The organism is Mesorhizobium subarcticum (assembly GCF_055456085.1).
This window is the reverse complement of sequence record NZ_CM144237.1, coordinates 2,538,266-2,556,537: the sequence shown is the minus strand read 5'-3', so window position 1 is coordinate 2,556,537 and position 18,272 is coordinate 2,538,266. Positions and strand designations below refer to the sequence as shown.

18 protein-coding genes are annotated in these 18,272 nt (G+C 64.0%); 8 read left to right on the top strand and 10 right to left on the bottom strand.

Going from position 1 to position 18,272, the window contains the following annotated elements:
- Window positions 1-36 precede the first annotated feature (36 nt).
- The 5 genes from ACZYHG_RS12505 to ACZYHG_RS12485 are packed head-to-tail and all read right to left on the bottom strand — an operon-like array spanning window position 37 to window position 5,602.
- Window positions 37-621: a sarcosine oxidase subunit gamma gene (locus tag ACZYHG_RS12505; RefSeq protein ID WP_464614047.1), complete on the bottom strand. Its 585-nt coding sequence runs from the start codon at window positions 619-621 to the stop codon at window positions 37-39.
- A complete protein-coding gene (locus ACZYHG_RS12500; RefSeq protein WP_464614046.1) occupies window positions 614-3,622 on the bottom strand; it encodes a sarcosine oxidase subunit alpha in 3,009 nt (1,002 codons plus the stop codon). Before ACZYHG_RS12500 ends, ACZYHG_RS12505 begins: the two co-directional genes overlap by 8 nt.
- Entirely contained in the window at window positions 3,619-3,915 is a 297-nt protein-coding gene (locus ACZYHG_RS12495) for a sarcosine oxidase subunit delta (RefSeq protein ID WP_464614045.1), read from the bottom strand. The genes ACZYHG_RS12500 and ACZYHG_RS12495 overlap by 4 nt, the downstream gene beginning before the upstream one ends.
- 11 nt (window positions 3,916-3,926) lie before the next feature.
- Window positions 3,927-4,349 carry a hypothetical protein gene (locus tag ACZYHG_RS12490; protein ID WP_464614044.1) on the bottom strand — a complete coding sequence of 141 codons (423 nt, stop codon included), beginning with the start codon at window positions 4,347-4,349 and terminating at the stop codon, window positions 3,927-3,929.
- Complete coding sequence (locus ACZYHG_RS12485) at window positions 4,349-5,602, bottom strand: sarcosine oxidase subunit beta (protein ID WP_027060149.1); 1,254 nt, start codon at window positions 5,600-5,602, stop codon at window positions 4,349-4,351. The genes ACZYHG_RS12490 and ACZYHG_RS12485 overlap by 1 nt, the downstream gene beginning before the upstream one ends.
- Window positions 5,603-5,816: 214 nt before the next feature.
- Between ACZYHG_RS12485 and ACZYHG_RS12480 the strand changes: the two genes are divergently transcribed.
- From ACZYHG_RS12480 to ACZYHG_RS12445, 8 genes are all read left to right on the top strand, one after another.
- Entirely contained in the window at window positions 5,817-6,185 is a 369-nt protein-coding gene (locus ACZYHG_RS12480; protein ID WP_464614043.1) for a YrdB family protein, read from the top strand.
- Between the two features lie 108 nt (window positions 6,186-6,293).
- On the top strand, window positions 6,294-7,052 hold the full coding sequence (locus tag ACZYHG_RS12475) for an SDR family oxidoreductase (RefSeq protein ID WP_464614667.1): 759 nt from the start codon (window positions 6,294-6,296) through the stop codon (window positions 7,050-7,052).
- Window positions 7,053-7,178: 126 nt separating this feature from the next.
- Complete coding sequence (locus ACZYHG_RS12470; RefSeq protein ID WP_464614042.1) at window positions 7,179-7,565, top strand: SET domain-containing protein; 387 nt, start codon at window positions 7,179-7,181, stop codon at window positions 7,563-7,565.
- A gap of 176 nt (window positions 7,566-7,741) precedes the next feature.
- Window positions 7,742-8,020 (top strand): 30S ribosomal protein S21, encoded by a 279-nt coding sequence (gene rpsU / locus ACZYHG_RS12465; protein ID WP_023671138.1) that lies wholly within the window; start codon window positions 7,742-7,744, stop codon window positions 8,018-8,020.
- Between the two features lie 138 nt (window positions 8,021-8,158).
- On the top strand, window positions 8,159-9,001 hold the full coding sequence (locus ACZYHG_RS12460; protein ID WP_027030965.1) for a tetratricopeptide repeat protein: 843 nt from the start codon (window positions 8,159-8,161) through the stop codon (window positions 8,999-9,001).
- Window positions 9,002-9,199: 198 nt separating this feature from the next.
- Window positions 9,200-9,676 carry a DUF992 domain-containing protein gene (locus ACZYHG_RS12455; protein ID WP_464614041.1) on the top strand — a complete coding sequence of 159 codons (477 nt, stop codon included), beginning with the start codon at window positions 9,200-9,202 and terminating at the stop codon, window positions 9,674-9,676.
- A gap of 86 nt (window positions 9,677-9,762) precedes the next feature.
- Complete coding sequence (locus tag ACZYHG_RS12450) at window positions 9,763-10,245, top strand: DUF992 domain-containing protein (RefSeq protein WP_464614040.1); 483 nt, start codon at window positions 9,763-9,765, stop codon at window positions 10,243-10,245.
- Between the two features lie 202 nt (window positions 10,246-10,447).
- Window positions 10,448-11,881: an MFS transporter gene (locus ACZYHG_RS12445; RefSeq protein ID WP_464614039.1), complete on the top strand. Its 1,434-nt coding sequence runs from the start codon at window positions 10,448-10,450 to the stop codon at window positions 11,879-11,881.
- Window positions 11,882-11,905: 24 nt separating this feature from the next.
- Here ACZYHG_RS12445 and ACZYHG_RS12440 read toward each other — a convergent pair whose 3' ends face one another.
- Genes ACZYHG_RS12440 through ACZYHG_RS12420 form a run of 5 tightly spaced genes read right to left on the bottom strand, consistent with a single transcriptional unit; the run spans window position 11,906 to window position 18,265 of the window.
- Complete coding sequence (locus tag ACZYHG_RS12440; protein WP_464614038.1) at window positions 11,906-12,595, bottom strand: response regulator transcription factor; 690 nt, start codon at window positions 12,593-12,595, stop codon at window positions 11,906-11,908.
- Window positions 12,592-15,327, bottom strand: a complete 2,736-nt coding sequence (locus ACZYHG_RS12435) for a DUF4118 domain-containing protein (RefSeq protein ID WP_464614037.1) — start codon at window positions 15,325-15,327, stop codon at window positions 12,592-12,594. Before ACZYHG_RS12435 ends, ACZYHG_RS12440 begins: the two co-directional genes overlap by 4 nt.
- A gap of 57 nt (window positions 15,328-15,384) precedes the next feature.
- Entirely contained in the window at window positions 15,385-15,948 is a 564-nt protein-coding gene (kdpC, locus tag ACZYHG_RS12430) for a potassium-transporting ATPase subunit KdpC (protein WP_464614036.1), read from the bottom strand.
- Between the two features lie 11 nt (window positions 15,949-15,959).
- Window positions 15,960-18,053 (bottom strand): potassium-transporting ATPase subunit KdpB, encoded by a 2,094-nt coding sequence (gene kdpB, locus ACZYHG_RS12425; RefSeq protein WP_464614035.1) that lies wholly within the window; start codon window positions 18,051-18,053, stop codon window positions 15,960-15,962.
- Window positions 18,050-18,265 carry a hypothetical protein gene (locus ACZYHG_RS12420; RefSeq protein ID WP_464614034.1) on the bottom strand — a complete coding sequence of 72 codons (216 nt, stop codon included), beginning with the start codon at window positions 18,263-18,265 and terminating at the stop codon, window positions 18,050-18,052. The genes kdpB and ACZYHG_RS12420 overlap by 4 nt, the downstream gene beginning before the upstream one ends.
- Window positions 18,266-18,272 lie beyond the last annotated feature (7 nt).

Here is an 18,272-nt window from a genome sequence, read left to right as displayed (position 1 = left end):
GCCGCACAACGGGCGCGGACGACAAACATTCCGGGATCAGACCGCCGCGTCGCGTGCTCCCTCGGAGAGGAAAGTAAAGACATAGTCCGAGAAGGAACGCCAGCATTCGAGCCGGAAAGCGTCATCGGCCGTGCGCAACAACACGATCTCGGTCTTGCCGAGGATGGTGCGCGAGGCGGCACCCACCGGGAAGGCTTCGAGTGACAGGTCCTGCGGGCACCCCGAATTGATCGTGGCCGCAGCCCCGGCACCAGCAACCGATATCGCGATGTTGCGATGCGAGATGCCAACGGCCGAATGCAGGGAGGAAACCCCTGCGCAATCGGCTAGTGGATCGTTTCCGGCCTCATCGATGACAAGCCATTCATCGGGGCCGAGCCACAAAGCAGTGCGCCCTGCTTTTGACGCCGAGGTTTTCGGCTTCTTCGGCAAGGTCAGCCCAAGCGCCTTCGAAAGCGCTGCGACCGAAGCTTCCGGTGCGCGCAACGACATGCGCTCCGCCGGCGGCAGGATCTCGACCTTGACGCTCGGCGCCGTCGTGCTGCGACCAGCCAGGGTCGGACGGCGTTCGACCGAAGGCATTGCGGCCGCAGCCGACTTCTTTGCAGCAGCCTTAGCCATTGAGGCGCCCTCCTGTCTCGTCGAAGAACACCATGCCGGTAACCTCCACTTCTATCACCCCGTTCGGCATCGGCACGTAGAGCGTGTCGCCCATCCGGTCGCGGCCGCCGGCGACCAGCGCCAGAGCGATCGAGCGGCCGCAATTTTCCGACCAGTAGCTTGATGTGACATGGCCGATCATCTTCATCGGGATCGCCTGTTTCGGATCCTCGACGATCTGCGCGCCCTCTTCCAGCACGACCTTCGGATCCTTGGTCTTGAGACCAACCAGCTGCTTGCGGCCCTTGGCGACCAGATCCGGCCGCGCCATGCCCCTGATGCCGACGAAATCGGTCTTCTTCTTGCCGACCGCCCAGTCGAGGCCAGCGTCGTTCGGCGTCACCGTGCCGTCCGTATCCTGCCCGACGATGATGTAGCCCTTTTCGGCGCGCAGCACGTGCATCGCCTCGGTGCCGTAGGCAACAGCACCGTGCTTCTGGCCCTCAGCCCAAAGCGCCTCCCATACGGCTTGGCCATAGTCTGCCGGCACGTTGACCTCGAAGCCGCGCTCGCCGGTGAAGGACATGCGGAACAGCCGTGTCGGCACACCGCAGATCTTGCCTTCGCGCACCGACATGTGCGGCAGTCCCTCATCGGACATGTCGATGCCTTCGACCAGCGGCGCGATGATGTCGCGCGACTTCGGACCCTGCACCGCGATGACAGCCCACTGCTCGGTGATCGAGGTCAGCCAGACATTGAGATGCGGGAACTCGGTCTGGAGATAATCCTCCATGTGGTTCATGACGCGCGGCGCACCGCCCGTCGTCGTCGTCACATGGAAACGGTCCGGCGCCAGCCTGCCGACGACGCCGTCATCATAGATGAAGCCGTCCTCGCGCAGCATGATGCCATAGCGGCAACGGCCCGGCTCCAGCTTCTCCCACGGATTGGTGTAGAGCAGTTCCATGAACTTGGCCGCGTCCGGCCCGACCACTTCGATCTTGCCCAGCGTCGAAGCATCGAACAGGCCGGCCTTGGTGCGAACCCCGACACATTCGCGGTCGACCGCGGCGTGCATGTCTTCGCCGCCCTTGGGGAAATACCAGGCCCGCTTCCACTGGCCGACATCCTCGAATACGGCACCTTGTGCCTCGGCCCAGGGATGGATCGCCGTCTTGCGCGTCGGGTCGAACAGCGGCCCGCGCGCATGGCTGACGATCGCGCCAAAGGTGACCGGCGTATAGGGCGCGCGGAAGGTGGTGAGGCCGACCTCGGGGATCGGCTTGCCCAGCGTCTCGGCGGCAATCGCCAGGCCGTGCATGTTGGACGTCTTGCCCTGGTCGGTCGCCATGCCGTTGGTGGTGAAGCGCTTGACATGCTCGATCGAGCGCATGCCTTCATGCACCGCCTGGCGGATGTCCTTGGCGGTGACGTCGTTCTGGAAATCGACAAAGGCCTTGACTGTCTTGTCCGGCCCGGCGCCGGGAGCCGCGCCCAGCATGCCGCGCGACCAGCTTTCCGAGGCATCGACCTTCGGCTTCGTCCCCTTGCCCGCCTTAACAATGGAATCCTTGGCGCCTGCATCCTTGGCTGCCTTGGCGCCAGCCGCATAGGCCTCTTCGACCGATGCCGACAGCCCATCGGTGCCATTGCAGGCGCCGACGGAAACACAATCCTGCGCATAGGTGCCCGGCACGAAGCGCTTGGTCTCGTCGTTGAAGGCAACCTTGCCGCGCGACTGCGAGAACAGGTGTACCGACGGCGTCCAGCCGGCCGACATCAGGATCGCATCGACCGGGATGGTGCGTTCGCCGCCGCCATTCTTCGGCTGCACCGTCATCGACGACACCCGCAGCTTGCCACCGGCGCGGATCACCGCGCGGCCGAAATTGACCTCGATGCCGAGCGCCCTCGCCTCGTCGATGACCGGTCCGGTCGGATGGTCGCGCAGGTCGACGATTGCCGCCACATTGACGCCGGCCTTCTTCAGGTCGATCGCTGCGGCATAGGCGGAATCATTGGCAGTGTAGACGCCGACATTTTTGCCGACCGCCACACCATAGTGGTTGAGGAAGGTGCGCGCTGCACCCGCCAGCATGATGCCCGGCCGGTCATTGTCGGCGAACACCATGTGGCGCTCGATGGCACCAGAAGCCAACACGACGCGCTTGGCGCGGACCTGCCACAGCCGCTCACGCGGCAGATCATGGCCGGGGGCCTTCAGATGATCGCTGACGCGCTCGACCAGGCCCACGAAATTTTGCGCGTAGTATCCGAAAGCCGTCGTGCGCGACAGCACGTGGACATTGTCCATGGCGCTCAGCCTGGCGATCGCCGCCTGCGCCCAGCCAAAACCGTCCTGGCCGTCGATTTTCGCGCCGCTCTCGAAACGCAGGCTGCCGCCGAATTCGGCCTGCTCGTCGGCCAGGATGACGCGCACGCCGGTTTCAGCCGCCGCCAGTGCCGCCGCGATGCCGGCGGCACCGCCGCCCAGAACCAACACGTCGCAATGGGCATAGCGGGAGGAATAATGGTCTGGATCGGGCTTATCTGGAGAAACGCCAAGGCCGGCGGCTTCACGGATTCTGGGCTCGTAAAGGCTCTTCCAGGCAGCCTTCGGCCACATGAAGGTCTTGTAGTAGAAGCCGGCAGAAAACATCGGCGACGCAATGTCGTTGACCGCGCCAACGTCGAAGGCCAGCGACGGCCAGCGGTTCTGCGAGTTGGCGGCAAGCCCGTCATAGAGCTCCTGCACGGTCGCCCGCACATTCGGTGTCTTGCGCGCGTCGTCGCGCACGATCTGCACCAGCGCGTTGGGCTCTTCAGCGCCGGCCGACAGGAAGCCGCGCGGCCGGTGGTACTTGAACGAGCGGCCGACCAGGTGCACGCCATTGGCGAGCAGCGCCGAAGCCAGCGTGTCGCCCTCGATGCCGGTATGGGACTGGCCGTCGAAGCTGAACCGCGCGGTCTTGGCCTGGCTGAGGCGACCGGCGCTCGGGATACGGAACGCGCCGCTCATTTTGCAGCTCCCGGCAGCTTGGAGGGTTTCGGCTCGCCGGCCTTGTAGGTCATGACGAACTTGTCGGTGACGGTGTCGCGCACGGCATTGAAGAACCGCGCGCAGCCATGCATATGCCGCCAGCGCTCATAGATGATGCCCTTGGGATTCGAGCGGATGAAGAAGAACTTTTCGAAATCGTCGTCGCTCTCGCCTGATATGTTGGCCGAGCGCGCAATATGCGCCTCGCCGGCGTTGCGGAATTCGAGCTCCGGGCGCTCTTCCTCGCAATAGGGGCAGCGGATGAGAAGCATTCTGTTCGTTCCTACAGTTCGCCGTGGCCGACGCGGGCGCCGGGAGGTTGGTCGCAAAGCTTCTGACCCATGGTCACGAACGGCGCGACGAGCCGCAACCGGTCCGCTACATCAGCGGAATCGCGAAACAAGGCGCGGTTGGCGATGTTGCCGAGTGTCAGCTGCATCGGGTCGGTCGTGACGATCACGCCACGCGGTTTGAAATCCTCGTCTTCGTCCAGGCCCTTCGGCCGGCCTTCGAAGAACATCACAACTTTCTGGCCGCCGCCCCAGACGCAGGCCAGCGTTCCCTCGTCGACCGAAAAAGGCCATCCGGCCTCGTTGCCGGCGCGCGCGATCGGCTGCAGCCGCACCTCTTGCGCCGACGGCATGTGGAACATGCCCTGTTCCCCCGCCAGCATCAGCGGCACTGCGACTGCCACCTCGGCCATCATCAGTGCGCCACCGCCGCCGCTGCCGCCTCGTCGATGAGGCGGCCGGTGCGGAAGCGCTCGATGGTGAAGGGCGCGTTGATCGGATGCGGATCGTCCCTGGCGATGGTGTGGGCAAAGACATGGCCCGAACCCGGCGTCGCCTTGAAGCCACCGGTGCCCCAGCCGCAATTGACGTAGAGGCCGGGCACCGGCGTCTTGGCCAGGATCGGCGAACGATCCGGCGTGACGTCGACGATGCCCCCCCACGAACGCAGCATCTTCATGCGCGTGAAGATCGGGAACATCTCGCAGATAGCGTCCAGCGTATGCTGAAGAATATGCAAGCCGCCGGTCTGCGAATAGGAGACGTACTGGTCGGTGCCGGCGCCGATCACCAGCTCGCCCTTGTCGGACTGCGAGATGTAGGCGTGCACGGTGTTCGACATCACCACGCAAGGCACGACCGGCTTGACCGGCTCCGACACCAGCGCCTGCAGCGGATAGCTTTCCAGCGGCATGCGCACCCCGGCCATGTTCATGATGACCGAGGAATGGCCGGCGGCCACCACGCCGACCTTTTTGGCGCCGATGAAGCCGCGCGTCGTGTCGACGCCCATGACGGCGCCGTTCGGTGCGCGCTTGACCCCGGTGACCTCGCAATTCTGGATGATGTGGACGCCGCGGGCAGAAGCGCCGCGCGCATAGCCCCAGGCCACCGCGTCATGGCGGGCCGTACCGCCGCGTCGCTGCAAGGCAGCACCGACGACCGGATATCGTGCTTCTTTAGAGATGTTGAGCGGCGGGCAGAATTCCTTCGCCTGCTCCGGCGACAGCCATTCATTGTCGATGCCGTTCAGCCGGTTGGCATGAACGTGGCGCTTCAGCACCTGGATGTCATGCACATTGTGCGCCAGCATCATGACGCCGCGCGCCGAATACATGACGTTATAGTTGAGTTCTTGGCTCAGCCCATCCCACAGCTTCAGCGCATGGTCGTAGATGCCGGCGCTCTCGTCATAGAGATAGTTGGAGCGGATGATGGTGGTGTTGCGGCCGGTGTTACCGCCGCCGAGCCAGCCCTTTTCCAACACCGCGACATTGGTGATCCCGTGCACCGTGGCGAGATAATAGGCGGTGGCCAGGCCATGGCCGCCGGCGCCGACGATGATGACGTCGTATTCCTTCTTGGGCTCAGGTGAGGACCATTGTTCCTCCCAGCCCTTGTGGCCGCGCATGGCCTCCCGGGCGATGGCGAATACCGAATATTTTTTCAACGTTCCAGCCTCGCGCCAACAGATCTCGCGGATTGCAGCCAGGCTTTTGTTCGGCCCGGCGCGAGGTGTATCACTAGCGAAACAGCGCTTCCACCCTTGCGCTGTTTGCGACGGCGCTTGCCGTTTTGCGCCGCGGTGGAAAAGGACGCACTTAGGCTGGCTCCCTTGAGGGCCTTCAGCCACATTGCCTGTCGCAAAATTCTGGAGGACGGCTATGGGCAATGCCTGGTGGAATCTGACGTTGCGCTTCCTGCTGGAACTTGCCGCCTTGCTCGGTCTCGGCGTTGCCGGCTGGAGTCTCTTCGGTGGCGTGTGGCGCTGGATTGTCGCGCTGGCCGTACCACTCATCGCGGCGGCACTCTGGGGAACCTTCGCCGTGCTCAATGACCCGAGCCGCTCGGGTCGTGCGCCAGTGCCCGTGCCTGGCATCGTGCGTCTGGTGCTCGAACTCGTCATCCTGTTTGGCGGCGCGGCCGGATTCTATGTGGCCGGTCATTCTACTACGTGCGTCATCATCGCCGTGCTTATCGCCATCAGCTACGCATTTTCGCTCGACCGCCTCGGTTGGCTGATGAAGCAATAGCCTGGATCGAAGCGGCCTTCGCAGGTATCGGGTGGCTCCGACCTGCGCCATCTGCGACCAAGCATCCGATTGCCGGAAAGACCGGCATAAGGAACAGGGATGCAAAAGATGTTCGCACTCGCCAACAAGATCGCCATCGTCACCGGCGCCAGCTCCGGCATCGGCCGGGCCGCGGCAAAGCTTTTTGCCGACGAAGGCGCCAGGATCGTCGTCGCAGCGCGACGCCAGGCAGAGCTCGACACGCTGGTCGCTGAAATCAAAGACGCCGACGGCACGGCCATCGCGCTTGCCGGCGACGTCAGGGACGAGGCCTATGCGAGAGCCCTTGTCGATCTGGCGGTCGAAAGCTTCGGCGGCCTCGACATTGCCTTCAACAATGCCGGCGCCGTCGGCTTGATGGCACCCGTGCCCGACATGATGCCGGCGGCATGGCACGAGACGATGGACATCAACCTGACCAGCGCCTTTCTCGGCGCGAAATACCAGATACCGGCCATGCTGGAGCGCGGCGGCGGCTCGCTGATCTTCACCTCGAGCTTTGTCGGCTACACCGCCGGCATGCCGGGCATGGCCGCCTATGCCGCCGCCAAGGCCGGCCTGATCGGCCTGACACAGGTGCTGGCCGCCGAATACGGGCCGAAAGGCCTGCGCGTCAACGCACTGCTGCCGGGCGGCACCGACACCCCCGGCGCGACAACGACCACGCCCGAAGCGCGCGCCTTCGTCGAAGGCATCCATGCCTTGAAGCGCATGGCGCAGCCGGAAGAGATCGCCCGCTCGGCGCTTTATCTTGCCTCCGACGCCTCGAGCTTCACCACCGGAACCGCACTGTTTGCTGATGGCGGCGTCTCGATCAACCGGACCTGAAGGATTTTTGCGGCGAACAGGCTGGTTCGTCGCTTTGACGCAGCCTGCCGGACTTGCTTTTTCGGCGCGATTTGGCGATTCCCTTTTGTCGAAACGGGTCTTCTTGCCAAAACAGGTCCTGGAACCATGATGCTGATCCGAACCTATGTCGCCCAGAGCGCAATCGAGGGCGTCGGCATGTTCGCCGCCGAGCCAATCCGGAAAGGCGCCTCGATCTGGCGGCTTGACCCGGATTTCGACCGGCTGATCCCGATGGACAAATATGAGGCCGCACCCCAGCCTCTGAAGGAATTGCTCGACCGCTACGCCTATCCGAGCCCGGATCGGCCGGGTTTCATGGTCTATGAAGTCGACAATGGCCGCTTCATGAACCATTCGGCGACGCCAAATACCGATTTTTCGCAGTATGGTGGGGCAACAGCGACCCGCGACATCGCCGCCGGTGAAGAGATCACCTGCGACTACGGCGAGTTCTTCGAGGATTTCGAGCGGCTGCACCTGGCCACGGCGTAGTTGGCGCCCTATCTCGGGGTGACCGTGGCAATTTGGCTGTTGTCCTGCATTTCGACTGTGGACAGCACGGCCTGATTCTGCTATCAGCCGCCACAATTCGTGGTGTCGACCGCCGCGGAGGCTAGTGGCTATGGCCGCTTGCCTGTTGATATCAAACCCGAAAGACAGGATTGCCCGTGCAGGTACTCGTCCGCGACAATAACGTTGATCAGGCGCTTCGCGCGCTCAAGAAGAAGATGCAGCGCGAAGGCATTTTCCGCGAAATGAAGATGCGCGGTCACTACGAGAAGCCTTCCGAGAAGCGCGCCCGTGAAAAGGCCGAGGCCGTTCGCCGCGCCCGCAAGCTGGCCCGCAAGCGCGCCCAGCGCGAAGGTCTCCTGCCGATGACGCCGCGCCCGGTTGCGGCTGGCGCCGCCGGTGGTCCTGGTGGTGCTCCGCGCCCGCCGCGGTTCTAACGCCTATTTTTCGTCCTTTTCGAAGGATATCAGAGGTGGCGCGATGCGGAATCGCCGCCACCTTTTTGTTTTTGACGTGACCCGGCCCGGAGGGGGGATCCGGACCCGAACGACGGCGCAAGTGAGGACAGGGCAGACATGAACGCAACAAGCGTGGAGCGCGGGACCGCATTGCGTGGTTTCGCCCTGGCAGCAGCCCTGCTCTCCGGACTGGTGCTTGCCGGCTGCCAGACATCGGGCCCGGCTGGCGAATTCAACAACATCGACAAGGCGCAAGGCTCGAGCGAGAACATCTCCTCGCTGTCGGCGGTCATCCAGCGCAATCCCCAGGATCCCGAAGGCTACAATGTGCGCGGCTCGGCCTATGGCCGGGGCGGCCAGTACCAGGCGGCGCTCAAGGATTTCAACCAGGCCATCCAGCTCAATCCGAATTTCTACCAGGCCTATTCCAACCGCGCACTCATCCAGCGCTTCCTCGGCAACCAGCCGGCCGCGCTCGACGACTACAACAAGTCGATCCAGATCAACGGCAATTATGACGCTGCCTATATCGGCCGTGGCAATCTCTACCGCAAGGCAGGCCGCACCCAGGATGCCTTCAACGACTTCCAGAAGGCGATCCAGCTCGATACGACCGACGCCCGCGCCTACCACAATCGCGGCCTGATCTACCAGAGCCAGGGCCAGCACAAATTCGCCATCGAGGATTTCTCGACCGCCATCTCGCTGGCGCCGGACGCGGCCGAGCCCTACAACGGCCGTGGCCTCTCCTACCTGGCGACGGGCGACGAGGACAATGCCTTCTCCGACTTCAATATGGCCATCAAGCTCGACGGCCAGAACGCCGAGGCCTGGGCCAACCAGGCGCTGATCTACGAACGGCGCGGCGATAAGGCCAAGGCGGCGAAATCCTATCGCGAAGCCGTGCGCCTCAATCCCAGCTACCAGCCGGCCAAGGACGGCCTCGCCCGCGTCAGCTGATCTGCGATTTCGCCCTGCGCAAAGGCGCGGGGCATCCAAATGCACCATCCTCTGCGTGTCCAAAAAGACGCAGTCCGGCTACCGCGCGTTAACCCCAGCAACAAGCTGTTAACGCTTGCCTTGTTCACGCCAAGTTTTCGACGGAACGGTCTAGCCACTCGAACCGTTATTCGAAGTTATTTGCGAAAGGACCCTCCCATGATCAAGAAACTCGCCTGTGCCGCTGCCCTCGCCACGACGGTGTTCGCCGTCGCCCCGGCCAGCGCCGGCAAGCTGCAGCTCGGCACGCTCGACTGCACCATCGACGGCGGCACTGCTTACATCGTTGCCTCCAACAAGGGCGTGTCCTGCGTCTTCCGTCCGTATCACCATGGACCGTCCGAGGTTTACACCGGCGTCATCTCCAAGGTCGGCCTCGACGTTGGCCAGACGCATCAGGGCCAGTTGATCTGGGCGGTTTTTGCCGCGACCCGCGACCGTGACGCAGGCGATCTCGCCGGCAGCTATTATGGCGTCAACGCCGAGGCGAGTGTTGTTACCGGCGGCGGCGCCAATCTGCTGGTCGGTGGCTTCGACAGCGCCTTCATGCTGGAGCCGCTCAGCGTCCAGGCGCAGACCGGCGTCAACCTCGCCGTGGCCGTGACCTCGCTTGAGTTGATCCACTCCTTCAAGTGATTGCATGGAGCCATGCGCTCCCCTCTACTCTGCGGCGCGGAACCGGATAGACTGGTTCCGCGCCGTTTGATTTTGAGGGGAACAGTATGCCGAAGACAGCCATTGCCGCTGCCGTGATCACAACCTTGCTCGCCGGCGTGGCGCAAGCGCAGGACCGGGGCGTCGAACTCGGCAGGCTTGAATGCGCAATAGCCGGCGGCACCGGCTACATTTTCGGCTCGAGCAAGGATTTGAGCTGCACCTTCACTCCGGCCGATAAGAGCTTCGCGCCCGAAGCCTATTTCGGCGCCGTCAACAAATATGGCCTCGACATCGGCACCACCAAGCAGACGGTGATGCAGTGGCTGGTGCTGACGCCATTGAAGAAGATCTACGCGCCAGGCGCACTGGCGGGCGATTATGTCGGCGCCAGTGCCGAGGTGACGGCGGCCGTCGGCGCCGGCGCCAATCTGCTGGTCGGCGGTTCCTCGCAGGCTTTTACCCTCCAGCCGCTCAGCCTGCAGACGCAGACCGGCATCAACCTCGCCATCGGCGTCAGCCAGTTCCAACTGCGCAGCACCGAGAACTGATCGCGTAACGACGACGGTCAATCGCAGCAAACGGCCGCACAAAAAACTGTCAAAAACCGCTTGAGCTCAACTGCGGTTGAGGTCCTACAAGCCTGCTCCATTGAAGCAGCGTCTCGATCCCGACGCGCATGGTCCTGCCGGAAAGCCTTGCTGGCTTCTGGTGCCGTGCGACTGCGTTGGAATATGCAAGGCAGGGGTGGACATGACTGAAATCGGTACAAACAGGGTCGACTGGCGCGCATTGTGGGCAAGCGGCGACCTTGCACGCTTCTGCTTCATCAGCCTCGGCATCCTGCTGCATGCCACCAATGAGACGATGGTGGCAACCGTCATGCCGGCCATGGTCGGCGAAATGGCCGGCGTACAGCTCGTCGGCTGGTCGCTGGCGGTCTATGAGCTCGGCGCTATTGTCGCCGGTGCCGCGGCCGGACGGCTGGTGAGCTACGTGGCGCTGCGCACCAATATGGTGGTCGCAGCCCTGCTTTACGCCGCCGGGGCGCTGATCTGCGCCACCTCGCCCTCCATGCAATTGTTTCTGGCCGGCCGCCTGGTCGAAGGGCTTGGCGGCGGCGCGCTGGTGTCGCTGGCCTACGTCTCGGTCGAGCGGCTGTTTTCGCGCGCCATCTGGCCGCAGCTTTTCGGCATCATGTCGGCCATCTGGGGCGTCGCCGCCTTCAGCGGCCCGCTGCTGGGCGCGATCATGACCGAGCTTTTGTCATGGCGCTGGGCCTTTGGGGTCTTCACTCTCGGCGGCACGGCCATGGCGCTGGCCAGCTTCATCGTGCTCGACACGCCGGAGGCAACGCGACCCGTTCCCAGCGCCGCCAAGGTGCCGCCCTTCCCGTTTGCAGCCCTTGGCTGCCTCGCGGTCGCCGTGGTGCTGATCGCCTTGGCCGGCGTCGACATCGCGCCGCTGCGTTCCTCGCTGCTGATCGTGCTAGGCCTCGCCGGCCTGGCACTGTTCTTCTTGATCGACGGGCTGAAGCCGCGCTCGCGGCTGTTCCCGTCACGGCTGTTCTCGTGGCGCACGCCAGTCGGCGCCGGCATGACCATGGTCGCCGCCTTTTCAGTGGCGACCGTCTCCTTCGGCATCTACGGGCCGCTGCTTTTGACCAGCCTGCACGACATTCCGCTTTTGACCACCGGCTACATCATCGCCGCCGAATCGATCGCCTGGTCGATCCTGTCGATCCTCGTCGCCAACGCGCCGCCGCGGCGCGAGCGGCTGATCATTGTCGTCGGCGCGCTGATGATCGCGGCGGGCATCGCCGGCTTTGCTTATACGATACCCCTTGGCTCGATCCCGCTGATCCTGTTCTGCGCCTTGTTGCAGGGCGGCGGCTTCGGCATTGCCTGGCCGTTCCTGGCCCGCGTCATCGTTGCCTCCGCGCCCGACAACGAACAGACCATCGCCTCGGCAGCGGTGCCGACCATGCAGCGCATCGGCTATGCCGTGGGTGCGGCGCTCGCTGGCATCGTCGCCAATGCCAGTGGCTTTTCGCAAGGGCTGAACCACGACGCCGCGGCGAATGTCGCGAGCTGGCTGTTTCTTGCTTTCGTGCCGCTCGGCATTCTCGGTTGCCTGGCGGCCTTGCGCGCATCCGCGACGACCCGGCCCCTGCAAGCCATCGGCTGATGCAGGTTCGATCGAGGGATTTTCTCAGTCGACCCGCAGGCGATAGCCGACACCGGTCTCGGTGGTGATGTGGTGCGGCTGGTCGGGGGTCTTCTCGATCTTCTGCCTGAGCTGCCTGACATAGACCCTGAGATACTGCACGTCGGTCGAGTCGCCCCAGATCTGCTTCAGGATGAAATGGTGGGTCAGCACCTTGCCGGCATGCTGCACCAGGATGCGCAATATGTCGTATTCCTTCGGCGAGAGTTTTATCTCCTTGCCCTCGACCTTGACGATGCGCTTGACCAGATCGACGCTGAGGTCGCCGCTCTGGAAAACCGGCTTCTCGCCCTGCTGCTGGAACTTGTGCCGCAACGCCACGCGGATGCGCGCCACCAGCTCGTTCATGCCGAACGGCTTGGTGACATAGTCGTCGGCACCGAGTTCGAGCGCGTTGACGATGCCGGCTTCGTCGGTGCGGCTGGAGAGGATGACGACGGGAATGTCGAGGCCGTCGTCACGCCATTTGCGCAGCAGCTCATGGCCGCTCATGCCGGGCAGGCCGAGATCAAGCAGCACCAGATCCGGCTTTTCCGCATCCATCAGCTCGATCGCCGCCTTGGCGTTTGGCGCCTCGCTGACCGCATAGCCCTGGCTGCCGAGGCCGACCCGGAGCAGTTTGCGGATCGGTGGCTCGTCATCGACAACCAATATCCTGACATTCGCGTTCGTCATGCCAAATCACCCACATCATTGTCGTCCGTAGCGGCGGCGCCGAGATCGGGCGGGTTCGACGGCTTCGGCATCTTGATGGTGAAAACCGCGCCCGAACGGTCGGTTCGGTTTGCCGCCGTGATCGTGCCGCCCATCGCCTCGATGAAGCCGCGGCAGATCGACAGGCCGAGCCCGGTGCCGGCGCGAACCTGGTCGCGCTTGCGCACCCGGTAGAACGTGTCGAAAATCCGTTCCAGATCGCCGGGAGGAATGCCCGGCCCTTCATCCATGATCTGCAGGCTGACGGACCCATTGTCGGTCCAGCCCTGCACGCGGATGGTCGAGGCTGCCGGCGCGTATTTCGCCGCATTGTCGAGGAGATTGAACAGCGCCTGTTCGAACAGGACCGGATCGACTTTCAACATCGGCAAATCCCCAGGGATATCCACCTCGGTCTTGTGCTCGCCGATGATTTTCCTGGCCCTCTGCAGGGCGGAGCCGACGATGTCGCCGACATAGTGGAAAGCGAAATTCGGCTCCATTGCGCCGGACTCGATTTTGGTCATGTCGAGCAGGTTGGCGATGAAACGGTTCAGCCGCTCGGATTCATCAAGCACGGTCGTCAGCAGCTCCGCCCGGTCCTCTTCGGGAAGTGCCGACGCGAATTCCCGCAGCGTGCCGGCCGCGCCCATGATGGCGGCGAGCGGAGTCTTCAGATCATGCGAGATGGAGGTCAGCAGCGCCGAGCGCAGCCGGTCCGCCTCGGCCAGGAGCGTGGCCCGGTCGACATCGGCGACCAGCTGGATGCGTTCGATGGCGACCGCTGCCTGGTCGGCCAGTGCGTCGAGCAGGCGCTGCTGTTCCGGCGTCAACAGTGGGCCTTGCTTGTCATTGTCGAGGCCGACGACACCGATTGCCGTGCGCCCTGTCCGCAACGGAAGATAGAGGCGCTTGGCGCCAGGCAGCGTGTCTGCGCCGCGCCCCGCCGCGCGGTTGTGCTCCCAGGCCCAGCGGGCAGCGGCGATGTCGGCCTCGGCCAGCGTGTCGTCAGGCGGATAGCCGGCCTTGACGGTGATGGTGCCGTCTTCGGGCAGAAGCAGCACCACCCGCAGCTTCAGCATCGAGGCGATCTGGAAAGCGGTGGCCCACAAGACGTCGTCGAGCGTCCCGGCACCGGCGAGCTTCTTGGAGAAGAGGTAGATGTCCTCCGTCGCCCGTGCCCGTGAGCGGGCGGCGACGGCCTGGCGCTGCACGCGCACCGTCAGATTGCTGGCAATGACGGCGACGACCAGGAACACGCCGAGCGCGACGATGCTCTCCGGATCCCGGATCGTCAGCGTGTAGCGCGGCTCCAGGAAGAAATAGTTGAAGGCAAGGGCGCTGGCGAGACAGGCGTACAGAGCCGGCCACAGACCGCCGGTCACCGCCGATGCCAGCACCCCGATAAGGAAGATGATCGCAAGGTTGCGAACATCGAGGAACTGGTCGAGCAGGACGGCGAAGGCGAGCGAGCCGGCGACATAGGCCGTGGCCATGAGATAGGGCCAGATCTGGAATGGCGTCTGCTCGTCCGCGGTCCTGACGTTCCTCGACGTCGCCTCGGTACTGCGTTCGGTTCCCGAAATGACATGGACGCTGATGTCGCCGGCGTTGCGGATCAGATCATAGGTCAGCGATCCCTCGATCAATTCGCGCCAGCGCGAGCGGGTCGGCCGGCCGACCACGATATGGGTGAAATTGTTCGCCGTCGCATAGCGCACGATATCCTGCGCCACATTCTGACCCGGAATGGTCGTCACCTCGGCACCAAGCTGTTGGGCGAGGCGCAGATTGTTTGCAAGCCGGTCCTTGTCCTCCTCGGGCATGCTGGCCGAGCGGGGACTGTCGACATGCAGGGCCGTCCACGGGGCACGCAGCCGGTCGGCCAGCCTCCGCGCATAGCGGATGCGGGCCGCGCCGCCCGGGCGCGCATCGAGGCAGACGAGGACCCTTTCCCCAGCCGCCCAGGGGCCTTGGATAGCATGGGACTGCATGTGATTGAGCAACTGCTCGTCAACGCGCTGCGCGGTGCGGCGCAGCGCCAGTTCCCTGAGCGCCGTCAGGTTGCCGGGCGAAAAATAATTCTCGATGGCGCGCTGCGCGGTGTTGGGGAAGTAGACCTTGCCTTCCTCTAGCCGCTTGATCAGGTCGTCGGGGGTGAGATCGATGATCTCGACATCGTCGGCCTCATCGATGATGGAATCCGGAACCGTCTCGCGCACCCTGACCTTGGTGATCTGGGCCACGACATCGTTCAGGCTTTCGACGTGCTGGACGTTGAGCGTCGTATAGACATCGATGCCTTGCGTCAGGATTTCCTGGACGTCGAGGTAGCGCTTGGGATGGCGGCTGCCGGGCGCGTTGGTGTGGGCGAGTTCGTCGACGAGGACCAGCGCCGGGCGCCGGGCAATGATGGCGTCGATATCCATCTCGTCGAGCATGCGCCCCTTGTAGTCGACCTTGCGGCGGGGAATGATTTCATAGCCCTCGACCAGAGCCTGGGTTTCCTTGCGGCCATGCGTCTCGACGACGCCGATCACCACATCGACGCCATCAGCCAGCCTGGCACGGCCCGACATCAGCATTTCGTAGGTCTTGCCGACACCGGGCGCAGCGCCAAGGAATATCCGCAGACGGCCGCGCCCCTCCCGCTCGGCATGCTCGAGCAGCGCGTCGGGGGAAGGCCTGTTTTCGTTGCTTCTGTCTTCCGGCATCAGGATCGATCATGGAGAGGTCCGGGGATACTGTCGATCCCCGGACCTCGCCATCAACTATTTAGCGGCGTCCAGCGCGATGTTGAGCGCCAGCACGTTGACCACCGGCTCTCCCATGAAGCCAAGCTCCCTGCCTTCGACCTGGCCGTCAACAAGCGCCTTGACCTTGGCTTCGTCGATGCCCCTGGCCTTGGCGACGCGCGGAACCTGGAAATAAGCCGCTTCCGGGCTGACATGCGGATCGAGGCCGCTGCCCGACGTCGTCACCATGTCCATCGGCACCGCTGCGTTCGGATTCTCCGCCTTCAGCTTCTCGGCATCGCCCTTGATGCGGTCGATCAGCTTGGGGTTGGTCGGGCCGAGATTGGAGCCGCTGGAGGCCGTGGAGTCGTAACCATTGCCGGCCGCGGAAGGCCTGCCATGGAAATACTTGTCGCTGGCGAAGGCTTGGCCGATCAGCTCGGAGCCGATGACGGTTTTGTCCTTCACGATCAGGCTGCCATTGGCCTGGTGCGGAAACAGCGCCTGGGCGATGCCGGTCATGCCGATCGGATAGATCAGGCCGGTCAGGACCGTGAAGAAGACGATCATGATGATCGCGGGTCTTATCTGGGTGAGCATGAGCTTATTCCTTAAGCGAGGCCGAGGGCGGTGACGATCATGTCGATCGCCTTGATGCCGACGAAGGGAACGATGATGCCGCCGAGGCCGTAGACGAGCAGGTTGCGGCTGAGCAGCGCGCCGGCGCCGATCGCACGATATTTGACGCCTTTCAGCGACAGCGGGATCAGCGCGATGATGATCAGCGCGTTGAAGATAATGGCCGACAGGATGGCGCTCTCCGGCGTCGCCAGATGCATGATGTTGAGCGCCTGCAGCGGGCCGGTGGTTTGTCCCGGCGCGACGTAGAAGACGGCGAACATGGCCGGGATGATGGCGAAGTACTTGGCCACATCGTTGGCGATCGAGAAGGTCGTCAGCGAGCCGCGCGTCATCAGCAGGGCCTTGCCGATCTCGACGATCTCAATGAGCTTGGTCGGATCGCTGTCGAGATCGATCATGTTGCCGGCTTCGCGCGCGGCAACCGTGCCGGTGTTCATGGCGACGCCGACATCGGCCTGCGCAAGGGCGGGCGCATCGTTGGTGCCGTCGCCGCACATGGCGACCAGCTTGCCCTTGGCCTGTTCGTCGCGGATCAGCTTCAGCTTGTCCTCGGGCGTCGCCTGGGCGAGGAAGTCGTCGACGCCGGCTTCCGCCGCGATCGCGGCCGCCGTCAGCGGATTGTCGCCGGTGATCATCACCGTGCGGATGCCCATGCGGCGCAGTTCCGTGAAGCGCTCGCTGATGCCGCCCTTGACGATATCCTTGAGATGGACGACGCCGAGCAGGCGCCCGTCACGCTCGACCGCCAGCGGCGTGCCGCCGGACTTGGCGATCTCGTCGGCGACCGCCTGGAGATCCTTGACGGACTCACTGCTTGGGCGCGTGCCGTGGGCGGCAACCGTCGACTGGTTGACATGGGCAAGCACCGAATCGACCGCGCCCTTGCGCACCGACGAGCCGTCGACGTCGACACCGCTCATGCGGGTCTGTGCGGTGAAGGGCACGAAGGTTGCGTGCAGCGTTGCCATGTCACGGGCGCGGATGCCATATTTCTCCTTGGCCAGCACGACGATCGAGCGGCCCTCCGGTGTTTCGTCGGCGAGCGAGGCGAGTTGCGCCGCGTCGGCCAGTTCCTGTTCGGTGACGCCCTTGACCGGACGGAATTCCGTCGCCTGGCGGTTGCCGAGCGTGATCGTGCCGGTCTTGTCGAGCAGCAACGTATCGACGTCGCCGGCCGCCTCGACGGCACGGCCCGACATGGCCAGCACGTTGAAGCGCACCAGACGGTCCATGCCGGCAATGCCGATCGCCGACAGCAGTGCGCCGATCGTGGTCGGGATCAGGGTGACGAACAGCGCGACCAGCACGGTGACCGAGATATAGCCGCCCGAATAGGAGGCGAAGCTCGGGATGGTTGCGGTGGCCAGCACGAAGATCAGCGTCATGCCGACCAGCAGGATGTTGAGCGCGATCTCGTTCGGCGTCTTCTGGCGTTCGGCACCTTCGACCAGCGAGATCATGCGGTCGAGGAAGGTGTGGCCGGAGGCGGCCGTGATGCGCAAGCGGATCCAGTCGGACAGCACCTGCGTACCGCCGGTGACGGCCGAACGGTCACCGCCGGATTCGCGGATGACGGGGGCCGACTCACCGGTGATCGCCGCTTCGTTGACCGAGGCAACGCCTTCGATCACTTCGCCGTCCGACGGGATGATGTCCCCGGCCTCGACGAGCACGATGTCACCGACCTTCAGGCTGGTGCCGGGCACCAGCTTGAACTTGGTCCTGTCCTCGCCGGCCAAAAGCTTGGCCTGGGTCTCGGTGCGCGCCTTGCGCAGCGAGTTGGCCTGGGCCTTGCCACGGCCTTCGGCGACCGCCTCGGCGAAATTGGCGAACAGCACGGTGAACCACAGCCAGATGATGATCTGCAGCGTGAACTTGAAATCGCCGCCACCGGTGATCAGATCCCTGACAAACAGGACTGTGGTCAGCGCCGAGACGACGGCGACGACGAACATCACCGGGTTCTTGATCAGGGTGCGCGGGTTCAATTTCTTGAAGGCGCCGCCGATGGCGGGCCACAAGATGGCGGCATCCAGGATGCTCGCGGATTTGGACTGGCTCATTTGTTGGCTCCAGTATCGATGTTGTTGGCAGGCACCGATCGATCGGATGCCGAAGGAAGATGCGGCGGCCCATAGACCAGCAGCCAGATCACGATCATGACTGCCGCAATGCCGAGGAAGGTGGATACGGTCGGGAAAGGAGGGGGGATTGTCTCCCCCTCCCGCTCGGTCCGATGCTCAACGTTGCGTCGCATGTTTTTGAACCAGGACATGGCGGTA

What these genes read in the sequence shown, in the direction of transcription:
- ACZYHG_RS12480 (WP_464614043.1), top strand. Translation starts at nt 5,817, where the DNA reads ATGGGCAATGCCTGGTGGAATCTGACGTTGCGCTTCCTGCTGGAACTT.
- ACZYHG_RS12440 (WP_464614038.1), bottom strand. Translation starts at nt 12,595, where the DNA reads ATGACGAACGCGAATGTCAGGATATTGGTTGTCGATGACGAGCCACCG.
- ACZYHG_RS12470 (WP_464614042.1), top strand. Translation starts at nt 7,179, where the DNA reads ATGATGCTGATCCGAACCTATGTCGCCCAGAGCGCAATCGAGGGCGTC.
- ACZYHG_RS12455 (WP_464614041.1), top strand. Translation starts at nt 9,200, where the DNA reads ATGATCAAGAAACTCGCCTGTGCCGCTGCCCTCGCCACGACGGTGTTC.
- kdpC (WP_464614036.1), bottom strand. Translation starts at nt 15,948, where the DNA reads ATGCTCACCCAGATAAGACCCGCGATCATCATGATCGTCTTCTTCACG.
- ACZYHG_RS12450 (WP_464614040.1), top strand. Translation starts at nt 9,763, where the DNA reads ATGCCGAAGACAGCCATTGCCGCTGCCGTGATCACAACCTTGCTCGCC.
- ACZYHG_RS12500 (WP_464614046.1), bottom strand. Translation starts at nt 3,622, where the DNA reads ATGAGCGGCGCGTTCCGTATCCCGAGCGCCGGTCGCCTCAGCCAGGCC.
- ACZYHG_RS12435 (WP_464614037.1), bottom strand. Translation starts at nt 15,327, where the DNA reads ATGCCGGAAGACAGAAGCAACGAAAACAGGCCTTCCCCCGACGCGCTG.
- ACZYHG_RS12460 (WP_027030965.1), top strand. Translation starts at nt 8,159, where the DNA reads ATGAACGCAACAAGCGTGGAGCGCGGGACCGCATTGCGTGGTTTCGCC.
- ACZYHG_RS12505 (WP_464614047.1), bottom strand. Translation starts at nt 621, where the DNA reads ATGGCTAAGGCTGCTGCAAAGAAGTCGGCTGCGGCCGCAATGCCTTCG.
- ACZYHG_RS12490 (WP_464614044.1), bottom strand. Translation starts at nt 4,349, where the DNA reads ATGATGGCCGAGGTGGCAGTCGCAGTGCCGCTGATGCTGGCGGGGGAA.
- ACZYHG_RS12475 (WP_464614667.1), top strand. Translation starts at nt 6,294, where the DNA reads ATGTTCGCACTCGCCAACAAGATCGCCATCGTCACCGGCGCCAGCTCC.
- ACZYHG_RS12445 (WP_464614039.1), top strand. Translation starts at nt 10,448, where the DNA reads ATGACTGAAATCGGTACAAACAGGGTCGACTGGCGCGCATTGTGGGCA.
- ACZYHG_RS12495 (WP_464614045.1), bottom strand. Translation starts at nt 3,915, where the DNA reads ATGCTTCTCATCCGCTGCCCCTATTGCGAGGAAGAGCGCCCGGAGCTC.
- ACZYHG_RS12420 (WP_464614034.1), bottom strand. Translation starts at nt 18,265, where the DNA reads ATGTCCTGGTTCAAAAACATGCGACGCAACGTTGAGCATCGGACCGAG.
- kdpB (WP_464614035.1), bottom strand. Translation starts at nt 18,053, where the DNA reads ATGAGCCAGTCCAAATCCGCGAGCATCCTGGATGCCGCCATCTTGTGG.